Origin of the sequence: Fibrobacter sp., from assembly GCF_017545445.1 — a bacterium.
Lineage (GTDB): Bacteria > Fibrobacterota > Fibrobacteria > Fibrobacterales > Fibrobacteraceae > Fibrobacter.
Genome location: NZ_JAFWOM010000096.1, coordinates 1 through 16786, shown reverse-complemented (window position 1 = coordinate 16786; position 16786 = coordinate 1). Strand labels below are relative to the sequence as shown.

Annotated in this window: 12 protein-coding genes, 1 rRNA gene and 1 pseudogene; 1 reads left to right on the top strand and 13 read right to left on the bottom strand. The window is 48.8% G+C overall.

Going from position 1 to position 16786, the window contains the following annotated elements:
- From IKG78_RS11035 to IKG78_RS11010, 6 genes are all read right to left on the bottom strand, one after another.
- Positions 1–87 (bottom strand): 16S ribosomal RNA (locus IKG78_RS11035); the annotation flags it as partial.
- Between the two features lie 617 nt (positions 88–704).
- Positions 705–881 (bottom strand): hypothetical protein, encoded by a 177-nt coding sequence (locus IKG78_RS11030; RefSeq protein ID WP_290943340.1) that lies wholly within the window; start codon positions 879–881, stop codon positions 705–707.
- Positions 881–2326 carry a glycosyl hydrolase family 5 gene (locus tag IKG78_RS11025; protein ID WP_290943338.1) on the bottom strand — a complete coding sequence of 482 codons (1446 nt, stop codon included), beginning with the start codon at positions 2324–2326 and terminating at the stop codon, positions 881–883. Before IKG78_RS11025 ends, IKG78_RS11030 begins: the two co-directional genes overlap by 1 nt.
- A gap of 318 nt (positions 2327–2644) precedes the next feature.
- Entirely contained in the window at positions 2645–3670 is a 1026-nt protein-coding gene (gene purM / locus IKG78_RS11020) for a phosphoribosylformylglycinamidine cyclo-ligase (RefSeq protein ID WP_290943336.1), read from the bottom strand.
- 39 nt (positions 3671–3709) lie between these two features.
- Positions 3710–4510, bottom strand: coding sequence for a cyclic nucleotide-binding domain-containing protein (locus IKG78_RS11015; RefSeq protein WP_290943334.1), 801 nt, complete (start codon positions 4508–4510; stop codon positions 3710–3712).
- 3 nt (positions 4511–4513) lie between these two features.
- Entirely contained in the window at positions 4514–5845 is a 1332-nt protein-coding gene (locus IKG78_RS11010) for an ABC transporter substrate-binding protein (RefSeq protein WP_290943332.1), read from the bottom strand.
- A 158-nt stretch (positions 5846–6003) separates the two neighbouring features.
- Here IKG78_RS11010 and IKG78_RS11005 point away from each other — a divergent pair, with 158 nt between their 5' ends.
- Positions 6004–6861: a hypothetical protein gene (locus IKG78_RS11005; protein ID WP_290943330.1), complete on the top strand. Its 858-nt coding sequence runs from the start codon at positions 6004–6006 to the stop codon at positions 6859–6861.
- A gap of 18 nt (positions 6862–6879) precedes the next feature.
- On the opposite strand, the gene IKG78_RS11000 is transcribed toward IKG78_RS11005, so the two are convergent.
- The 7 genes and pseudogenes from IKG78_RS11000 to IKG78_RS10970 form a co-directional block, all read right to left on the bottom strand.
- Positions 6880–7635 carry an NYN domain-containing protein gene (locus IKG78_RS11000; protein ID WP_290943327.1) on the bottom strand — a complete coding sequence of 252 codons (756 nt, stop codon included), beginning with the start codon at positions 7633–7635 and terminating at the stop codon, positions 6880–6882.
- A gap of 382 nt (positions 7636–8017) precedes the next feature.
- Positions 8018–9073: a glycoside hydrolase family 18 protein gene (locus tag IKG78_RS10995; RefSeq protein ID WP_290943326.1), complete on the bottom strand. Its 1056-nt coding sequence runs from the start codon at positions 9071–9073 to the stop codon at positions 8018–8020.
- A 14-nt stretch (positions 9074–9087) separates the two neighbouring features.
- Complete coding sequence (locus IKG78_RS10990) at positions 9088–9768, bottom strand: hypothetical protein (RefSeq protein ID WP_290943324.1); 681 nt, start codon at positions 9766–9768, stop codon at positions 9088–9090.
- A 12-nt stretch (positions 9769–9780) separates the two neighbouring features.
- Positions 9781–12000, bottom strand: coding sequence for a hypothetical protein (locus tag IKG78_RS10985; protein ID WP_290943322.1), 2220 nt, complete (start codon positions 11998–12000; stop codon positions 9781–9783).
- Positions 12001–12015: 15 nt separating this feature from the next.
- Positions 12016–14199 carry a hypothetical protein gene (locus IKG78_RS10980; RefSeq protein WP_290943320.1) on the bottom strand — a complete coding sequence of 728 codons (2184 nt, stop codon included), beginning with the start codon at positions 14197–14199 and terminating at the stop codon, positions 12016–12018.
- Between the two features lie 15 nt (positions 14200–14214).
- The gene (locus IKG78_RS10975; protein WP_290943318.1) at positions 14215–16494 is read right to left on the bottom strand and encodes a hypothetical protein; all 2280 of its coding nucleotides are present in this window, start codon (positions 16492–16494) and stop codon (positions 14215–14217) included.
- Positions 16495–16503: 9 nt separating this feature from the next.
- A pseudogene (locus tag IKG78_RS10970) lies at positions 16504–16786 on the bottom strand (sugar-binding protein); the annotation flags it as partial.

Sequence of the window (16786 nt, the reverse complement as noted above, 5' to 3'; positions counted from 1 at the left end):
CCGCTCGGCATTGCTGCCTCGCTCGACTTGCATGTATAAGACACGCCACCAGCGTTCGTTCTGAGCCAGGATCAAACTCTTCATTGATTTTTCAAATAGTCTGTCCTGTTTTCCGTAAATAGACTTCCAAGAAATTTTCTTGGGCCGTCACTAAGCACATCTCCGATTCCTTCAATATTCCCGAAAGTCTCGCGGGCTTTCGTCTCGTCCGTTTCGGCGTTTCCGCCGTCTCGTTCGAGGGTGAAGCCAATTATAGAATTTTCAGGGAAAAAGTCAAGGGGTAATCGTGAAAAAATTTCACTTTTTTTCACTTTTTTCGTTAAAAACGGGATGTATGCCGTCGGCATTACACAATATCAACATCCTATTAACAGAAATCTTTCGAGGGGTTATTCAAAATGCCGACCCCGGCATGGTTCGACAGGCTCACCAACCTTAGGCCGGGGTGACACAAGACGAAAAATAACTGAATGGGGCAAGCCCCAACCTCTTAGGCTCGGTCACGTCCATACAAGAGCATACAAAGTGAATGCCGCAAAAAAAGCTTGCTTTTTTTTCCTCATAGAGGATAACTCAACTAGAGAACAGATGTTCTAAGTTTCGTATATATGGCTAAGCTGAAGTTGCGGACGCGAAGCGTCAACTATGGCCGCGACGCTCGCCTTTTGAGGTTGTCTTTCCGCCTTCGGCGTCAGGATGACGAGCTAGGGGCGGAAAATGACTGGACCCTTCACTTCGTTCAGGGTGACAGGAGTGAAAAATGACGATGCCGGAACGGAGTCCGGCATGACAGCAGGAAGAAAGGCCGAGGTGACAATGATGTGGCGAAAAAGAAAACTCCCCGCGTTTGCGAGGAGTGTTTCAATCATTTTCTTCGTCATTATTTTTCGCAACCAGCGCCCTTGCCCTTTGGATCATGCGGATTTTCACCATCTTTCCAGCAAACTGCAGTATCCAACACATCACCTTGCTTGAAGGTGGACCAGTCGTCACGCCACTTATAATTGTTATCCTTAGTGGTATTGATACGCGTCAAATAATGGTCAATCAAGTACTGCGGGCATTCGACTTCTTCCCAGTTGTAGGTCGGATTATCTGCCGCCATGAACCAGTCCGCAAACCAGTGGCAGCCGCGCAACAGGTTGGGGAAACCCGCATTACCAAACGCCGCATCACACATATCCCTGACACACTGCTGATACTTTTCGAGAGTGTTGTCATAGCCAAGCGTGCTTTGGCATTCAGTAAGGAAGCCGCCGAAACCGGCTCCCCATTTAATGTTTTTTCCGTTAACTTGTACAGAAAGAGCATCGAAGGCTCCCACGCCACCACCTGGGACCATCAAGTCAAACTGACCTCTTTCCACGTCGTGACCGATGTTCGAGGTCATCACGACCATATGCTTGCCCTTAAGCGCCTTGTGAGTTTCCTTCGCGGCATTGTTCGCACTCGCATCCTTGAAACTTCCGTTGTACTGAAGATGGAAACACTTGCCACACGTTGTCTGCGATCCAGGGCCAGCCACATAAGCGTAAGAGAGAGAATCGTTCACGGCGATAGGAGCCATGTCCGTACAAGTGAACACACCCTTTTCTTTAGCATTGCCGCAAGCGTTGTTCGTACCTTCGTAACCGAACCAATAAACGTTCGCGCCAGAACCCACAGTGAATGTCGGAACTTCGACATCATGGATGTTGCAGTTACGGGCGGTCGTCATACCTTTCTGGTAAGAAGCCTCGGTCGTCGTATCGGTCTTGCCTTCTTGACCATTGCTAATCCATGAGCAGTGCGGCTTGCAAGCATCCCAGTAGCGGCTGTTCCAACCGTTATTTCCGTTGTTCAAAATATTCTTGGTATATTCGGCAGGAGGCGGCCCGTAAGATTCAAGCGTCGGGAAACCGTCAGGCCCCAACTCAGGACCCGCCGAACTGACGGGAACTTCGGCAGCAGACGAAACAGGAGCTGCGCCAGAGCTTGAAGCCGGGGCATCAGCAGAACTGCCTGGAACAACAACAGCGGAACTCAAGCCCGGATTTTCGGCACCAGAACTCGAAACTGGAGAATCCACTGCAGAACTCAAAACCGGAGCGGAAGCACTAGACAAAGCGGGTTCAAAAACACTGGACCCTGGAACAACAGCAGAACTTAAACCCGGATCCGAAGCAGTCACGCTAGAGCTGCTTTCAACGCCCGGAACAAAGTTCGTCGAGGAAGATAAATTATTCGACTGCGTGGGAGCGAACGGCGTAGAGGAATCATCTCCACAACCGAAAAACACGGCAATTGCACTCACCGCGCATAAAGAACTGAATAAACGTTTTTTCATATTTTTCCTTTTCACACTTTTTTAAAAATAGATTTTATTGCAACAAAAATCACGAAAAAAAGTTTTTTAAAAGTATATATGTGAGGGGAATCAAGAATAAGTAGGAAGTAGGAAGTAGGCAGTGGTTAGTGATTAGTGGCTAGGCAAAAAAACAAAAAAAGGCCGCACATACGTGCAAGCCTTTTGAGGTTACAGGTTGTAGGTTATAGGGGTTAGGTGGTTCGACAAGCTCACCAACCTTACTAAGATCTCTAAGCTTGCCAAAGGGCGATGAAGTCGCGATAATTAACCTATCGCCTAATACCTATTACCTAACTCCTAGTCTCTGAATTTCACCTGCTTGGAGCCCTCTACGACTTCGCCGATTTGAGCCCACTTTTCGCCCTTCGATTCGAGATGAGCAACGACTTCGTCCTTGTCCTTCGGGTCGATGAAGATAAGCATGCCCATACCCATGTTGAACGTCGAGTACATTTCGTCCTTTTCAACAGAGCCTGCCTGCTGGATGAGCTTGAAAATCATCGGAGGATCCCAAGTGGTGCGATCGATAATCACATCAACGTTGTCTGGAAGGATACGCGGAATGTTGCCCTGGTAGCCCGAACCCGTAATGTGGGCAAGCCCTTGAATAATCTTCTTGTTGCAAAGATCAATGAGGCTCGGATAGTAACTGCGGTGCGGCACGGCAAGAGCTTCACCAATCGTCTTGTCCATTCCATCGACCAAAGTATCTACCTTGTAGCCGGCCACTTCGAAAAGCACCTTACGAGCAAGCGAATAGCCGTTTGTATGAAGTCCCGTAGAAGGCAGACCGAGGATGATAGTACCCGGCTTGATCTTCTTTCCGTCAATGATGTTTTCGCGTTCCACGACACCTACGATTGTACCGGAGATATCATAGTCACCCGGACCATAGAAGCCCGGCATTTCAGCCGTTTCGCCACCAATCAGAACAAGGTCGTTCTCGCGGCAAGCCTTGGCCATGCCGGCGACGAGCTTGTCCATAACGCCCGGTTCCAAGCGGCCCGTAGCCACGTAGTCCAAGAAGAACAGCGGACGAGCGCCCTGCACGAGAATGTCATCGCAGCAATGGTTCACGATGTCCTGGCCCGGCAGTTCGTGCGTACCCATTTCAATATCGACCTTGAGCTTGGTGCCCACGCCATCCACGGAACTCACAAGGACAGGGTCCTTCATGCCGAGATGGTTCAGAGTGAATAGGCCACCGAAGTTGCCTACGTCGCCCAGAACGCCCTGGTTGAATGTGGTACGAACGGATTTCTTGACACCGACCATTGCCTCGTCGGCACGTGCCAAGGAAACTCCTGCGTCTGCGTAATTCATCTTTTTTCCTTTGCCCTACGAGCGGGCAGCTGTTCGGCCCTATTTACGGGCACTTTGTTTTTCATCAATATTTCTGAGCGCATCAAGGATGAGGCTTGTCGTGTCCGTCATCTGGCTGATATTCACCACATCAGGCATCACGTGCGTATCCAGTTTGAACAAGGTTTCGTCACCCCACGAAAGCATTTTTTCGAGAGCATCCGGCCCTGCCAGTTTACCGCACTTGGCACAGCAAATTCGGCCTTCCTGGAAAGCGATAAAGCCCGATTCCCCGGCACATTCGAAAATAACCGTCCCGGTAATGTGGCTTTTTTCCATCGTCTGGGCGAAATCAATAAACGGAAGAACCTTTGCCGAAGCCAAAAGCGACAAGCGTTCAAACTCGTCAAAAGCCTCGTTCTTTGCACGCAAGCGATGTGCCATCACTTTATAAAGGTAAACCACGACGCTTGGATTCTTGTCGAGGAACTTCACGAACTCCGCCTTCGGAATGTGAAGAACCGTACAACCGTCTTCGGCAGCAATAATCGTATTGCTCGTAGGCTCGTTGCACAAAATGGACATTTCACCAAAACAAGATCCACTTTCTAAAGTTGTAAGAGAACTATAATGACCGTCAGAAAGAATCTGACCGCAAACCGTAGCACGCCCGCTCTGCAAAACGCAGAAGGATTCGCCTTCGACACCACCACGAATAATGATATCGCCGGCGTCATACTCGCAAATCTGCGCATTCAGCAGCAAAAAATCCGCATAATCCCTCGGAACCAATTGTAAAAATGGAACACCGAGGTCATATTGAGCTGCAATCCAATCTCCAATACCAGTATGTGACATCATATGCTAGAAATTATAAATATTTCTGTACCATGTGTAGGTCGTGTCCAAAGAATTTACCCCCGGAACGACACCATTTATGCATTTTGCAAAATTCCACAAGAGTTCAGCCGGCCGAGTGATGGCTCCTTCGTAAAAATCGTTGCCCGCACCCCTCCCCCTGCGACCGTCATTCTGGAAAATCCTCTTTTCCTTGAACGCCTTGATGCTTTTCACGCGGGGTTCCAAAGCGACAATTTCATCGACCGTCGCAAACATCGACGGATTGACCCAGACATCGACGCTTTCTGCTAGCGCAAAGACCTGCTCGAACGAGAAAGTCAGTTCACGTGAGCTGTCGGACGCCCACAAATAGCAACCTCCTGCATCTCGAATAAGGTTTGCGGTAAAACTACTGCCACCGGAAGCATGCCACACGCCGCCGTAAGACATGCCGGCCAAAACGCGGGGACAGGATTTAGTAGGCGGTAGGAAGTTGGAAGTTAGAAGTGGGCTATGGGCTATGGGGTCGCGACCTCCGGTCGCTTTGGGGTTTACGCTATCATTTGTGACAGAAGATGCTATCAGATTTTTCAGGGTCTCGTACTTATTCTTCTCTTGTTCAAAGATTGAATCAGCAAAAGGACGGACACCGAATAAAATTCCATACAATTTAATCCATTCCAATTTTGCAAGCGGGCTATTCTCCTGCCACTCGGACGTAAGCATCAGCGGAAGGCTAGTTCTTGCAATTTGTTCATAGTTGTCATAATCGCCTCCCGTAGTGAAGTCGAATATCAAGTCCGGATGCAAAGCCATGAGCTTTTCCAACGCATCCGCATCGTAACCGATACTTTGGACGAAATCCGACGCACTCCCATGGTCGGGCCGGGCACGTTCATACAAAACACTATCGACAATGTAATTGCCATCCGAAACACCGACGATATTGTCGCGAAACCCAAGCCGCAGCAAATAGCCCACCTGCGATGTCGAAAGTGCCGCCACCCGCTTGAGCGGAATCCGCAACACCTTCGCCAAAAGCCACTCCTCCGGGAAACTCCGACGGCGCAAGTCCGTTCCAAGAGATGCGGTCGAAGAATCCATCATCACAAACCTATGGACAAGCGTATCCTTGCCTACCACGGACCGCACAACGGCAACATCTACCCCGCACAACTTGCCGATTGAAAAATAGTCGCTCCCGACCACTTCGAACTGCACCGTGCCGCACGTCTGCGCACTCGACTTTTCATGGGACTCACGGTCGCACCCCGTCACAAAGATAGAGCTGAGCAAGGCCACACCCACAGGCAACAACAACGAAGCCCGATACAAAATTTGCAATCTGAAAACCAAAAAATTAAACCGCCCCCCTTGGAACGAGCAACAAAATGGGCGTATTTTGTTGATTTTTAACCATATACGATAAAAAAGCATGCACAAAACCGTAAGATAATGTATTTTATTGTTTGACGTTATATCTCTTTTGAGGTTCCTATTAGGAGAAAGTCTGTATGAAGACAAAAATAGCCACTTTATGCATGGCAGTGATGTTTAGCATTCTTACGCTTGCGACCCATTCGTCCGCTGCCGATCCCGGTTTTTATGACAAAGACCACATCCGTGGTTTCATTTCCTTCGGTGCTGATGTCCGTGGCATGATGCCCGGATTCAAGGATTATATCAATAACACCGTCTTCGTCGGAAGCACACTTAAGGCAAACTCGGGCGCGGACACATCCCTCTACTACGCATCCCCGAAGTACAAGAAATTTGACAGTTCCATCTACCCAGGTCTCCAATTCAATGTTGGTGCCCAGTACAAGCAATTCATGACGTGGATAAACTTCAACTTCATGATAACTCAAACTTCCGAACGCCCAAGCAAAAACGTAACAGCAGTAGATACAAGCGGCAACGCACAGTCGTTCCCACTGTATGATGGTCGCTGGTTTAGCTACGGCGTTGATTGGATGTTTGGCTGGAAGCTTCTCGGCGAAGAAGCGTTCTTCAACCTGATTCCTGCCGTGGGTATCGGCTTCAGCATGATGAACATCCACTTCACTGCAAACTGGGTTACATACAGCATGGACAACAAGGGACAAACATCCATCATGCGTGATCGTTACTACAGCACAATGGCAGCGTCGTTCAATGCTGAACTTGAAGCCCGCTTGCAATTCAATCCTGTTTCTGTAGGCCTCTATGCAGGCTATCACGTTGTTCGTTATAATGAACTGGACGTCGATGGTTCAAAGCTCCATCCGCTACGCAATGATACCGACAATGATGGTGATACCTGGTTTGTCGGTCTTCGCGTCACCTGGACATTCCTAAGCCCTTGGGAAAAGAAACAGTTGGACAAAATCTAATATACGGAACAAATTATTTCAGCAATCAAGCCTCGCTACTGCGGGGCTTTTATTGTTTCCGCTTTTCGGATCTTCAATCGACGCAATAATATTTTTCAAATAAGTGTTCCATACGTTGGATGCATTCGACGAACGCGAGCTGAACGGCACAAGGAACAAATTCCTAGAAGCATAGCGCTTAGGGGGATACTTTTCTGCCACCTGCTCCATAGCAACATAATAACCACAAAGTTCACGCAAAGAAGGATCAGTTTTCCAACAAACTGTCGTATTTTCTTTTTCGTACATGAAATTCCAGCCCATGAGCAACGTCGGAACGCCCTCCCTCTTGAGACGTTCCGGCAAAGTCGAATACTGCCCCTGTGTACTCAGCAAAACAAGAACATCGATTTTGTGGTAGTAGCCGTAAAGATAGGCATCTTCGACCAACAACATGTTAGGGCCCATCCCGGCATCTTTTTCGGGTAAATTATAGTGGACTTCGAAACCGGCACGTTCAAGCTGCCTTTCAAAACGCTCCATCTTACCGCCACACGGAGCTTCAGCTACATCCGTAAACCGTGCATAGGGATGATAGTAATGCGCTTCCAATTCAACAGGAAAACCTTCTTTGCCAAAAAGTTTCGCTACATAATCCCTTACCCACTGCTTCAGTTCCCTGAAATCTAAACGCGCATGAAACCTGTGGTACTTGAAATAATATTCGTTGACCTTTTTGAGCGTATAGCCATCCAAAAAGAAACCAATCCGCAATATGGACTTATTGACCAACATAAAACCTCCTATTTTTAAAGAGTCTCTATTTATTTAACACGCTTTTTTGAGGCTTTTGTCCAAGGATTTTATGTAATTTCTTTTTAACGCTTTGCGTCACATCGTGAAAATCTCGTATTTGCGATACAAGAAATAACTGGATCCTTCGTCCCTTCGGTCCTCAGGATGACGAAAACGATACAGCAGCATTCATCCAGAACGACATCGCAAAATGCGTCATCCTGACCCTGTAAGGGGAAGGATCCAGTGAAAACTTGAGTTACCTCGTCCCTTCATCCTCTGACAGATGAATGCGTCAATGAACAGCCAAGTGGAACAGAGCCTGAATGCAAAAAACCTCGCGGTTTCCCACGAGGCTTTAGACTTTTGCGCTGTACGCGAATTACTTCTTGGAGGCCTTGTAGTTGATGCCTGGACGGAGTTCGAGGCCAACCGTCACGAGAAGGGAAACTACAGGTTCGTAATGATCCTGCGAAAGGTCATAGACGGCGACACCAGCCATACCTTCGCTCTTTACGTTTTGAGCCACAGCCTTCACGGAAGGAATTCCCATGAACACGATGGATTCAGATTCGCTCACGGCAACTTCGGACTTGGTTGCTTCATCGAATGTCACCGTGTAATCCGGCGTATCGAAGCGGTTCATGAGTTCTGCGTAAGGCAGGTAGCCTTCATTGCCACTGCCTACACCACTATGACCCGAACCAAGGCCCTTGGCACCAGCAAAGGATTTACCATAGAGGAACACCACCGGAGCGAGGAGATCCTTGTTTACGCCAGCAGAAACAACAGCATTAAGAGTTTCCTGCACGGAGTTTGCACTCTGGTTCGGAACAAGGCTGCTTTCGCTTTCGTTCATCTGGTCGGCCATGAACACATCTACATAAGCAGTACGGTTCAAAGCCTCGGCCTTGTAGGCGTCCATACCAGCAGCCGGATAAATCACGGCGGTCACCGTAGAACCGGAGAGACCATCGACCAATGCATTCAGCATCTTGGCGTAATCTTCGGAATCGTCCGTCGTGAGGTTCTGCCAATCGAGTTCGACACCATCGCCGCCATTCGTTGAAAGCCAGCTCTTGACGTTAGAAACGAACGTGGAGAGCGTTTCATCCGAAGAAGCGATAGCCTTGAGGTTTGATTCGGCTTCCATGCCGCCCACCGAAACGATGAGCTTTACGCCGTTATCCTTCGACATGCTGACGAGATTCTTGAAGTTGTCCGCATCGTATTCATCGGCAAAAGCAACGGAACCATCGGCACTCGGAGCGATAGACATGTAGTGAATGTCCGTCACAAGGTTATAGCGGATATCCTTTGCATAGAACTGGGAATACTGACTCCAATAAGGATAGAAGCCAATCACCTTGTCGGCAGCCGCCTGTGCAGACACGGCAGCCCCCATCGCAAGAGCCAATGCAATAACTTTAAAATTCATTTGAATACCTCTTCCTATGGGTTAACCTTATGGAGAATGCCCGTCGCCGGATCCTTGCAATAAATCCAAGGGTCAGCCACAAATTTTGCAGGGTCATCTACAGGGGCAGCCTGAGCCACAATAATCTGAACGATTTCGTTGTTCACCACCACAGTCGCCTGATCACGTCCCGGACCAGCCAAATCTTCCTGAGAAACACACCAACGGTATGCCCAGCCGTGATCTCGACCAAAAATAATGTACTGCTGCGAAATGGCTACAGAGTCAATGGGGAAACTGCGCAACGCAATCGTATCATTGGGAACATTGATAAAGTTGAATTCGGCCAAATCCTTCATTATATCCGCATTAGCAGTAGGATTGACACATGATTCAGCCGGATAACCGCCCATGTAAGGATCGCTGCAAATGGTCGAAAGAGCCGCAATATCCGCCTTAAAAGTAGCTTCATCTTGCGCCTTTACGTCACTATAGCTAATCCCCAACTTTTTCAAGGAATCTTCGACAACGATATTACGAGCTTTTACGTAATCCTTAAACTGGTACTTACGCAAAAGAGGATACATTTGCATGTACGTTCCAACAGAGAAATCGGACGGAAGGTTTTCTGAATACGGGTCGCTCACATCCAACGAGGAACAAGCACCCAAAACACCTGCCAAGAGAATTATTGTGTACTGGTATAATTTTTTCATTTTCAGCACCTCTTAGAAATTCACCGTTACATCAGCCATGAGAACATTCTTGCTGATTGAGACTGTTTTAGGACCTGCAGGATTACCACTAGCATCAAGAAGCGGCGCACCATTCGCCCCAAACGCATTGTATTCGAGTTCGTTCTTAAGCATGCCATACTGAACAGACAAGTAAGACAACGGAGCAAGCTTGACACGAATACCCGCCAGAAGGAGCTGTTCAGTAGCCTTGGTCACAGAAGCGAGCAGGGCTCCATCATCAGGATTATAGATGCCATAACCGTTTTCGAATTTCTTCTCGTACTGCTGGAATCCGGCAAGGAAACCGATGGGGCCCCAGACATCAGCAGTGACACCTGCGATAATGCGGGTCGCCGAGCGTTTGAAGTTTGCATCTTCCTTACCCTGAGAGAAAGAACCCTGTACAAGAATCTGACGGTCAAGAGCAGCGATAGCACCGATATCGGCACCTACACCCACAGCAAATTCGGTAAACTTGTTCTCACCCATTACCGGAACCGTGAGTTGAGTCGTGGGATCAACACTGTAGCCAACCACCACGTCAGCCTCGCTCAGCATATTCACACGGGCATTGAAAGACACCTTATCAGCCCAGTTGACATCGACCTTGGCGACAACACCTTTACGGTTCGGAGTTGCAAGGCCAAGTGGCAAGGCGAGACCCACAGACGGATCAAGCATCATCAATGGGTCAAGTTCTAAACGCTTTGCAATAGAGCCCGTGTAACCATTGCGGTAGAAATGGCCATTTTTGTAGTTATTGTTCAAACGAGCATAAAGTTCTGCGCTTTCGGAATTATCACTAAGAGCGTTAGAACTACCCACCGTCATCAAATTCGCCGCTTGCAATGTCGTGGAATTATAGACATTGAAGTAGAGATTTTCGAGGCTAGATGCACCGAAGGTCGCAAGGAGGAGGCTATCCGTCGTGCTGCCATAGAAAGCATTTGCGTTAAGGATTACCGAACGGCCTTGATATACTGGGGAAGATGCCATTTCAGACCAGAAATCTTTATCGGTCTTGAGATATCCGGCATCGACATTGAAATCAATATCATTGACATCGCCCTTCACAAACAAATTAGCATAGAAACTCTGACCACTCACGTCAATGGAATCCTTGTTCAAGCGCGCAGAACTGAGAAGTCCGTCATTTTTAATATAGACGAATCTTTGACTTTCTCCATTAACATTGATTCGAGTTTCAACGACTTTATAAGAAGACTTGAATTTTTGCCCCATATAGTCGTAGTTAACATCCCACTTGGAGAATGCAGCTTCGCCATTCAAGCCGAACGTAACTGGGAGATCCGGAAGCACTTTCTTGGAATCGAAAGCGAAATCGACTGAAACTACCCTGTTGTGATCGTAGAAAACCGTATCGTAGCGATCAATATCTTTGGTACGAGCGCCATATTTGCGGTCAAACAAGTTAACAAAGTTCAAACCAAGGTGAGCGCCGTAGGCATCGACACCGGCACGGGCGCCGAGCATGTAACGGTCCGCAAAGTCGAAGTCGAAGAACACCTGATCGACCTTTTTCGCCGTATTGCGGAGACGGGCTCCAGTAAGCTGTGCAGTAATATTGTCAACCACACCGCCACCAAGGCTTCCACTGTGATACATAACGTTAAGACCCTGTAACAAGCGACGGCTTGTCGTGTCGAGATTGCGCTTTTCGAGAGCTTCACGACGCTTCTCCGAGAAGATTTCCGGTTCCTGGAGAATTTCGGTCTGCGGGGTGAAAACGGTGAGCGGAGTATAACCGACGCGCATGTAACCCAAGTTGAAATCGACATGCTTGTTCAGAATCGTACCATCGTAACTGAACCAATGACCGATTACCGGATTGTTGTTCTCGTCATAAGCACTCTGCCAATCCTTGTGCAAGCGAAGTTGAACATCGATCATCGTTTCAGAACTCGGACGAGCAGTCAAACGGAGATTCACATCCGTGAACGCCTGGTTTTCCTGAGTCGGAGATTCCTCTGCATACTGGTCGGAAGAACTAAAGGAGGCTAACACGCCGGCCTTTGCCGAGCCATTGATCTTGAGTCCAAGCACTGCCGCATTAAGAGAATCCAACTTTTCCAAGAGGGATTTCTGTTGCGTAACAACCTCACCCTGATTATCAGCAGCAAACGCAGTCGCAGCCGAGAAAGCCACAGCGGAGGTCAGTAAAAATTTGCGCATGTTCATATTGAAATTCATTCTAGTTACCTCCCATTAAAATTCCACATTAATGGAAGCTTCAAAGATAGACTGACTAAATTCATGCTTGTATGTCGTAGCAGGCAGAGCATTCGGATCAGCCTCAGGAGCTGTGTAGTAGTCCGGCATGTTGCGGCCTGCGCCAGCAAGATTTGCAATGTTGTAGTCGTTCGAAACGTTGATCATGCCATAGTTGATGGAGAGCCATGCATTTTCGGCAACCGTGTAGTCAAAGCCAACCATCCAGTGAGTCTGCTTGCTCTTCAAGAGAGGAACATCAAGACCGACATCTGAATTAGCGGGACGAGTACCATAATCGGAATTGATCATCTGGAAACCAGCCGTAAAGCCTACACGCGGCAAGAACTGGGCGGAGAAGCCGGCATTGATAAAGCTGCTCTTGACTTCTGCGTTCAAGCCATTAAGCATGCCGTTCTTGCTGGTGGACTGCTTGAAAGAACCAGAGAGTTCCATCGGCTTGCCGAGACCCGCCATCTTTGCGATATCAACCTTGGCGCCACCGCCGATTTCCATGTAAGAAGCCTTGTCCATTCCCGGAATATCGCTATTCACCTGATTGAAGGAACTTACAAGAACCTGGCCTTCGACCTTCTGCTGCCAATCACCCTTGATAACAGCGCGGACACCCATACGGTTTGCCGTAGCAAGGCCGTTCGGCAAGGCCATCTGGACTGCCGGATCCATTAACTTGCTAAGGAGATCCAACTGGGCTATGGAATAAACGTTGGAGCCCCAAGAGTTCTTGTTGTACAGAGCAATGTTGTAACTCTTGGATTGACCATCCAAGAAAGCATTACCATCCGTAGTAAGAGAACGGGACACCGGAGCAAACTTCGGAGAATAGTTATAGAGAGCATCAAACGTCGAGTAAAGCGGAGAGTTCACACCGTACTTGACCGTGTTACCATCCTTGTCGGAGTTGAGGATTCGCTGGGCGAAGAAACTCGGAGACTGAGCGAGGTTGTTGAACCACTTTTCATCGTTGCGGATGAAGTCGAGGGCAAGGCTTGCGCTCCAAGAGCTATCGACCTTGTAACCAGCGTTCAACGTAGCGAGCAATGCAGAACCATTGATAGATTCTTCATTTTCAACGACGACAGGAAGGTTTGTGGTAGGATCAATGGCTTCGCCAGGTTGCTTGACCTTGTTCATGGACATAGCATATTCGAGAACGAGGTCCAAGGTGAGGTTCTTGTTCTGCATGATTCCTGCGAAATCACCACCGGCACGGGCACTCAACACGAATGTCTTCTGCGGAGCGTTTTCGTAAGGATTGATAGCCTCACGTTCGTAGCCTTCGCTAGGATCGAAGTCTCTTGGTTTTGCATCGACCTCTCTCGGATGACGATACGCATAGGACTTCGAGTTTTCATTATCGAAGATATACATCGGAGTCACACCGACATAGACGTTCTTCTGCATCGGCAAAAGTTCGATGTTGCCACCGACAAGCCACTTGTCCGTATTCGCGGCAAGGGATGCACCAGGGATCGTGTCGTACGGAAGAATATTGCCTTCGGCACCGCTCAAGTCGAGTACCGACACGCGATTCACACGGGCAAGCATCGCTTCGACACGGAGTTCACCAACCATCGGGTCGATTTCTTGACGCAACTGGAGGTTCATACCCTGAAGGTTACGCTTGTTCCCTTCGAGGAGCTGTTCCTTTTGGGCCATATGGCGCTTGCGAGCAAAAATCGTCGGTTCGTAGATAATATCAATGCCCGGATTGTAAATCGAGAGCGGAGAGATTGCCGAACGGAAATCACCGACAGTCCAATAGAAATTCTTGCCGACATTGCCTTCGACATTGAGCCACTTAGCTTCGAGCGTCTTGGACGCCGAGGCAAAGTATTCCTGCATACCGCCACCGAGACGCATAATCACGTTCGCACGGACACTTTCGTAGGGACGGAAACCGAAGCTCAAGTCCGCACTGACGAACTCGTTGCGTTCAACATCCGGCATTTTATTGAGACCCGTCGGGTCCTGATCCGTCTTGAAGCTGGAGCGCTGGGCTACAGCACGGATGCTACCACCAATTTCAACACCGCGCTTGGCGTTTGCGCTATCCGCCTTGGCTTGCAAAGCCTTTTGATTATCCGCAATAGCAGATGCCGATGCGGCTACCGAAGCAGTAAGAAGGGCGATTAAAGTTCTTTTCATTTTCATATTCATCTTTAGCATCCTCCCTTAGAACCATGCCTTGGTTTCAGCAGCAATGTAATGAGAATGCCAATTATTATCAGGTACGGTTTCATCAGAGTGCGTCATGAACTTGTAACGGAAGTGGAGCCCCACACGGTCAGAGAAGTCCCAGTCAAAGCCTAAGCCAATGGCGAAATCCTTATAGTTGATGGCAGCCTTTCCGTAATAGTAAGAAGCAACTTCATTTGCATAAGACGGATTCGATTGTGCATTGTACTTATTGATAACATTCGGAACCTCATAAAGCCTATAAGCCTTATCGGATCTGAACGTTTCGAGACCTAGAATACCCACCATGTGGAAGGTCGGAGTCACGGCAATCGTCGGTTCAAACTGGCCGTAGAAGCTCATCATAAGCATGTTGAACGACTTCTCAGAAACGGCAAGCGGGGCAAACGAAGTAGAAACGCCAGAAAGCGCAAGGAACGCCGTCATCATGATGTTGCGATCCGTGCCGAACCAGTGACCGATATCGTAACCACCCATGAAGGACATGTAAGTGGACCACTTGGCATGCGACGGAATTTCTTGTTTTTCAACCTGAGTACCGTTTTCGTATGCAACGAAAGATTCCCACAGTTCCCAAGTACCGCCATAAAGACCGCCACGCTGACGGTACATTTTGACACCTTCTTTAGCATCCCTCTGGACACCTGCACGGGCGACGTAACGAGCCGAGTTGGTGCCGTTACCGGAGTCGGCAACAAAAAGCGGCTTGTGCTTGGTCCAGGAATTGGAAGATTCCCACATATTGCGACCGTTTAAGCGGTAATTGAAAGCAATCACGTCTTGACCCGGATCAATCTGGCGATGCTGAGCATACTGGAAGTCGAAGTAGCCGCGGTTGAAGCTCGGTTCCAACTTGAAGTTGATACCGGCCATGTTCGGGGAGTAGCGGAGAGCACCTGCATTGAGGTAGGTTTCATCCTTACGCCAGCCCGGGAAACGGGACGGATTGGAAAGAGAAAACGGAGAGTAGAAGCCCGGCTGGAAATACACCGCTTCGACAGTCATCGGCCAGCCTTCGATATACTTGCTCTGAGCCTTGACATAGAGGCCAACCTTCGGGCCAGCCATGCTGGATCTCTTGGTGTCGCTAGTATAGTAGTTTCTCAAGGGAACAACCTGCCCTGTCGAATCAACGGTCTTCGGCAAGTAGAATAAGGTAGAATCCGTAATGCTAAGTCCCAAGTCCGCCATCAAGAAGAGTTTCGGCGTGACATTGCCCTTGACATCGATAGATGCCACATGGGTATTGAGGAGAGGCACTTCGCTCAAATGAGCCTGATCAGTCCACTGCTTGCGGAATTCGTCATCTTCATAAATGGTACCTTCGTCATAGAGTACGCCCATGTAGTTCAAGCCGACGGTCAGATTATCCGCAATCTTCTCCTTCGCGATACGGCCATGATAAACAGAAGCGCGAAGATCGTAACCACCCATCATTTCAAGTTCGCCCGGCTGGCCGCCGTACATACGCAAACCGTCGCGGGCCGCCATGTCGGCATCCATCGGCTGGGACACGAGGAACTGAGCCTTCATATCGAACGGGAGCTGATAGACATTCACAAAGACACCACCGAAGGAACGGTTCGTCCAGAATGCACGACCACCTTCCTTGACCGGCTTGAACGCCTTTTCCTTATAGTAAGTAGAAACGGTCTTTTCGTCTTCGAAAAGTTCGTACTGCCAAACAAAACGCGGGTTCGTTTCACGTTCCCACATAGTAAGCGGGGAGGCGTTCGCCCAGATGACACCGCCTGCGGTCACGTATGCACCGAACACACCGGCACGGATATCGACACCGACGTTAAATTCTTCGTTAATCGTCGAAGCGTAATAATCGGTAGAGTGGTCGAACAGCACGCGTTCGTCATAATTGCCTGGAGCCTGAGTCGGATGCTTGGCCAACCTGTTCGTATAAATACCGCTCAAGTCAAACGGGAACGAAAGGTTCGTAAACAACGTAATGTAGGAGTTCGGCATGGCGACGACGTTCACATTAAGGACGGCATCGACAGCAGTGCGAGCTCTATCGCTCTGAAACACGGGGCTTTCTTCGGAATAGTGGAAGTTCTTCAAACGGAAAGCCATGTAACCGGAGACTGCCAGTGGCAGATCGTCCTTGCCCAGAAGAGTTGATTCCATGTTGCCGGAAAGAGTATCCAATGAAGCGTGAAGGGAATCAAGCTGCAACTGCGGAGGGAGAGCCCACGCAGCGCCGAGGCTAGACGCTAATAAAAGGGAAGAAACTGTTTTGCGCATAAAATCCTCTTAAATCTCGTTGCGGAACGGATAATGAGCCGGGCCTTCGTACGGCTTGCCATGCTTCTTAATCACAATATCGTCAATCCAAACCTTGAAGGATTCGTTTTCATCCTTGCGGACTTCGAGACGGAAGCCCTTGAAGTTGGACCATGCGAACGGGAGCATCACTTCGCGCGTGTTCTTTGCATCCCAGTAAACACCGGTATTGCCGAACAGCTTGAGAGGAATGCTGAAGTGCTTCCATTCAGTTGTAATTTCGCCAAGGCTCTTGGAGCGGAGCTTTACCTGG

What these genes read in the sequence shown, in the direction of transcription:
- IKG78_RS11030 (WP_290943340.1), bottom strand. Translation starts at nt 881, where the DNA reads ATGACGAAGAAAATGATTGAAACACTCCTCGCAAACGCGGGGAGTTTT.
- IKG78_RS11025 (WP_290943338.1), bottom strand. Translation starts at nt 2,326, where the DNA reads ATGAAAAAACGTTTATTCAGTTCTTTATGCGCGGTGAGTGCAATTGCC.
- purM (WP_290943336.1), bottom strand. Translation starts at nt 3,670, where the DNA reads ATGAATTACGCAGACGCAGGAGTTTCCTTGGCACGTGCCGACGAGGCA.
- IKG78_RS11015 (WP_290943334.1), bottom strand. Translation starts at nt 4,510, where the DNA reads ATGATGTCACATACTGGTATTGGAGATTGGATTGCAGCTCAATATGAC.
- IKG78_RS11005 (WP_290943330.1), top strand. Translation starts at nt 6,004, where the DNA reads ATGAAGACAAAAATAGCCACTTTATGCATGGCAGTGATGTTTAGCATT.
- IKG78_RS11000 (WP_290943327.1), bottom strand. Translation starts at nt 7,635, where the DNA reads ATGTTGGTCAATAAGTCCATATTGCGGATTGGTTTCTTTTTGGATGGC.
- IKG78_RS10995 (WP_290943326.1), bottom strand. Translation starts at nt 9,073, where the DNA reads ATGAATTTTAAAGTTATTGCATTGGCTCTTGCGATGGGGGCTGCCGTG.
- IKG78_RS10990 (WP_290943324.1), bottom strand. Translation starts at nt 9,768, where the DNA reads ATGAAAAAATTATACCAGTACACAATAATTCTCTTGGCAGGTGTTTTG.
- IKG78_RS10985 (WP_290943322.1), bottom strand. Translation starts at nt 12,000, where the DNA reads ATGAATTTCAATATGAACATGCGCAAATTTTTACTGACCTCCGCTGTG.
- IKG78_RS10980 (WP_290943320.1), bottom strand. Translation starts at nt 14,199, where the DNA reads ATGAATATGAAAATGAAAAGAACTTTAATCGCCCTTCTTACTGCTTCG.
- IKG78_RS10975 (WP_290943318.1), bottom strand. Translation starts at nt 16,494, where the DNA reads ATGCGCAAAACAGTTTCTTCCCTTTTATTAGCGTCTAGCCTCGGCGCT.